General features: G+C 44.5%; 2 protein-coding genes. Both read right to left on the reverse strand.

All coding sequences use genetic code 11. The features are described from left to right. Positions 1-148: 148 nt before the first annotated feature. A complete protein-coding gene (locus GNF10_RS35285; protein ID WP_185580596.1) occupies positions 149-460 on the reverse strand; it encodes a HigA family addiction module antitoxin in 312 nt (103 codons plus the stop codon). Between the two features lie 51 nt (positions 461-511). Further along, a complete protein-coding gene (locus GNF10_RS35290) occupies positions 512-4,498 on the reverse strand; it encodes a magnesium chelatase subunit H (RefSeq protein WP_185580597.1) in 3,987 nt (1,328 codons plus the stop codon). Positions 4,499-4,778 lie beyond the last annotated feature (280 nt).

The raw sequence follows: 4,778 nt of genomic DNA on the forward strand, positions 1-4,778 counted from the left end.
TAAATTATATTTTCACTTACAAGCATTGTTAATTGATTCTTGATCTGGCTTAAATACGACTTTTTCAGCAAGCCCTACTTATAAAAAGCTAAAGGCAGACAAGATGTCGGCCTTAGTAGTACTATTCTATACTCTGATACTTATTCCTCTAAACCAATGTCATGACTTGCTCATATTCTTCTTTATGGCTTTGCAAAGCATCCCAAAGTTCAACTTTTTGCTGAAGATTAAGCCAAAGTCTTTCCCCATTTCCTAAAGCTTTACCAAGACGTATTGCTATATCTACTGTAATTGCTCTTTGTCCATGAATAATTTCCTGAATTGTCTGATTAGATACTCCTAAAATTACTGCAAAAGTTGCGGTATTAATATCTAAATCATCTAAAATATCTGCAATTACTTCGCCAGGATGTATTGGTCTTACTAATCTATCATCAGTAATATCTTGCCAATTATCCATAATTAACCTTATCTCATTATTAAGGCAGGCATAAAGCCTGCCCATGTAATCCTAGTCTATCCCTTCAATCCGATCTTCAACTTCTTGGTACAACTCGCGCAGACGATCTAAATTGTCCTCGCTAGTCTCCCAATAACCGCGTCCATTCACTTCCAACAAAGTTGATACAATCTTGCGGAAAGAATGGGGATTAAGGTTCAACAACCGTTTCTGCATTTCTTCATCTTTGATGAAGGTTTCGTTAGTATCCTCATAAATCCAGTTATCCACAGCGCCGGCTGTCGCACTCCAACCCGTTGTATTTACCAACCGCTTGGAGAGTTCGCGCACACCTTCGTAACCGTGAGACAGCATCCCCTCGTACCATTTGGGATTTAATAATTTGGTACGCGCATCCAAACGCACGGTTTCTGATAATGTCCGCACTTGGGCGTTGGCTGTGGTTGTATCTGCAATATAAGATGCTGGTTTTTTACCATCACCGCGCAGACTTGCCACCAGCTTAGTGGGATCTGAATCAAAGTAGTGGGAAACGTCCGTTAAGCTAATCTCCGAAGAATCCAAATTTTGGAAAGTTGCATCAGCAGTTTTCAATGTGCTTTCAAAAATCTGCCGGGATTCGTCCATGATTCCGGGGTTATCGGAATTGAAGGAGAAGGATTTCCGGTTGAGATACATTTCCTGCAACTCGGCTTCGCTATCCCAAGTGCTGTTTTCTACCGCCAAGTTGATATTTGACGAGTAGGAACCAGAAGCGTTGGAGAAAACGCGCGTCGCCGCTTGACGCAGATTAATCCCCATTTCCTCAGCTTGCAGCAAGGCGTGTTTGCGAACAAAGTTCATTTCTAAGGGTTCATCCGCCTCGGCTGCCATCTTCACGCCTTGGTCTAGCAGGTTCATTTGGTTGATGAACAAGTCGCGGAATACACCAGAACAGTTGATTACCACATCAATTCTGGGTCGTCCCAACTCTTCTAAAGATATCAATTCCAACTTGTTCACCCGTCCCAAGGCATCGGGAACTGGACGCACGCCCACCATCCACATAATTTGCGCTAGGGATTCACCGTAAGTTTTGATGTTATCGGTTCCCCAAAGGACGCAGGCGATGGTTTCTGGCCATTTTCCATCGTTTTCTGCCTTGTTACGTACCAAAAGCCTGTCTACAACGATTTTGGCTGATTGGACTGCTGCTGTTGTTGGGATGGATTGCGGATCTAAAGCATGGATATTCTTACCCGTGGGTAATACATCCGGGTTGCGGATGGGATCGCCACCAGGGCCAGGTAGGATGTACTCGCCTTCCAAGCCTCTGAGTAATGCTCCGAGTTCGTTGTCGGCACAAACTTGCTCTAGGCAGAATTCCAAATACTCAAATAGGGGTTTTAGGGCTGCGTTATCGACTTTGGGATAACCTGCTTTATGCAATGATTCTACCCAAGGTTCTTTTTTGCCCATGTTGAAGAAATTCAACCGGGAAACTAAAGAAACTCGTCCTTCCGCGTCGATTTGCTCTTGGACAAGGGCGGTAACTGCTGCACGGGTTGCCAAAGTTATATCTTGCAATAACTGGACATCTTCTAAAATGCCTCTGTCATTATTTTGGTAAATATCGTCAATGTTACGTCCAAGGCTGTTAGCGATAATTCCCGGCAAGCCTTGAATTCCTTCTTCTTGACGATCTAGACTAGCAATGTTGACAAGAGTTGCGATCGCTTCTTCTGCACTTGGTGGTTTACCAATGACGTGCAAACCACAAGGCAACAACCGCGACTCGATTTCCATCAACTTGCGGTAGACGTTGCCAACAATATTATCCCGCTCATCAGCACTCATGTCTCTGGCATCGGTTTCTGGCAGGTGAATATCCTTATCCAGATTCACGATCCGGCATTTATCCATGATGCTGTTGACAATGGAAACACCGCGTCCACTATCTTTCAAGGTTTGGTAGGAAGCAATTAACTCGCTGAGTTCCTTCAAACCTTTATACAAACCAGCATTTTCTGCTGGTGGTGTCAAGTAAGAAATTGTTTCGGCATAACTCCGGCGTTTGGCAATTGTCGCTTCACTCGGATTATTAGCTGCGTAGTAATACAGGTTGGGAATTGAGCCAATCAAGTTATCTGGATAACAGTCTCCAGACATCCCCATCTGTTTACCTGGCATGAATTCTAAGGAACCGTGTGTACCAAAGTGTAGTACAGCATCAGCTTTCCAAACTTGCTCTAGGTAAGTGTAGTAGGCAGCAAAACCGTGGTGAGGACTAGCTGAACGGGAGAATAACAGCCGCATCGGATCGCCTTCGTAACCAAATGTTGGTTGCACACCGATGAAGACATTACCGAATTGCTTACCATAAATTAGCAAGTTTTGCCCGTCGCTGTTAAGGTGTCCGGGAGGTGGGCCCCAGTTTTCCTCTAGGCGGTGAGAGTAGGGGGTCAGCGCCTCATACTCAGGAACCGACATTTTGTAAGCAACGTTCAGTTCTGGGCTATTGTACTGTGCTTGAGCGTCATGGATGACTTCTTGCATCAACGCTTCGGCTGATTCTGGCAATTCTGGTAAGTCGTAGCCGTTATTCTTGAGGGCTTTCATTACCTCGTAGATGGAACCGAATACATCCAAGTAAGCGGCGGTTCCAACGTTGCCTTTATCTGGCGGGAAGCTAAAAACGGTGATGGCGACTTTTTTCTCCAGCTTCGGCTTGCGGCGGAGGTTAGCCCATTTTAAGGCGCGTTCGGCTACAGCTTCAACCCGATCGCGCAGTGCGATCGCTTTGCCAGTAGTTCCATCTCTACCCGATAAGATAATCGGCTCAATTGCCCCATCCAATTCAGGAATCGCAATTTGCAAAGCTACTTGAATTGGATGTAACCCTAAATCGCTATCCATCCACTCTTCTGTGGTTTGGAATACTAAGGGTAACGCCACCATATAAGGACGGTTTAAGCGTTTAAGTGCCTCAATTGCCTTGGGATGGTCTTGTCTGGCTGGGCCACCCACTAAAGCAAAGCCAGTCAGCGATATCACTGCATCTACCAACTGTGTGTTGGTATTTGGTTCGTAGAAGTAAGCCTCAACAGGCTTGGAGAAATCCAAACCACCAGCAAACACAGGTAGTACCCGTGCGCCTAATGCTTCTAACTCCTGCACCATTGCTACATAATGGGCATCATCCCCTGTAACTAGGTGAGTGCGTTGCAATACTAACCCGACACAAGGAGCTAAGGGATCTTTTAGATCGCTAGAAATATCCTTACGAGCTGTATACCAATTGAGGTACTCTCTGACATCTTCAAACATATTGGGAGCCAAAGGATGCCAAATCCCTAAATCGGGATAAACCACCGGCTGTTCATACGTAGAAGGTGCAAAATTTTGTTTTTCTAAACCTTTAAATACATATTTATCAGCTAGCATCAGCAAGAAGTTTTCCAGGTTTTCTGGAGAACCACCTAGCCAATACTGAAAACTGAGCATGAAATTTCGGGCATCCTGTGCCTTATCCATAGGTAGGAATTTCAGCACTTGCGGTAGGGTTCGCAAAAGCTTCAGCATCCCATCTTGGAATCCTGCACCGGATTTTTCTTTGCGTTTCCGCATGAATTGGGCGATCGCACTTTTTGACTGACCCAACTGTGCTAAGGAAAAGCTGCCCATTTTACTCAGGCGCATTACCTCTGGCATTGAGGGAAAGACAACGGAAACATCGAGATGATCGCGGTGTGGTTCTACTGCTGCTACAACTTTTTGTGCTAAGTCTTCGATGAAAATGAGGGAAGCGATGAAGATATTCGCATTCTCAATTTCTCGTTTGAACTCCTCGTAATTTTCGGGGTCGCGGAGTTCCTCAATCAAGTACCCGCTGATTTCAATCGCCAAGTTGGGATTGTTCGCGTTAATCGTGCGAACTGCTTGCGACAATGCGCTCTGGTACTGGGACTCAAGCACGACATAGACCACCTTGATTAAACTACGTCCGCGTAAGTTATCAGGCGCAATGTGTCTAATGGTGGACTTGACGTGTGTGAACATGCTTCTTCGGCTCCTTTGATGCGTGTTCTCTCTGAAAGTTCCTAGCGGCATCATCAGCCACAGGTAACTTGTGATCTTTAGGCAATATCTGTTTTTTATCAGAAAACGCTTACCCAGTAGGCATTTTATCGCTTATATGACACAAATCGATATAAAAAACGAAATATTTCTTTGTAATTGTTGACTTTATATAAAAGTATTCGCTCACATTAATGTAAATATTTTGTAATATACTTTAATCGTTAAATAGTTATCTAAATATATTACCCTATCTAAAAAA

This window comes from Nostoc sp. UCD121 (assembly GCF_014222285.1).
In the GTDB taxonomy this organism is placed as follows: domain Bacteria; phylum Cyanobacteriota; class Cyanobacteriia; order Cyanobacteriales; family Nostocaceae; genus Nostoc.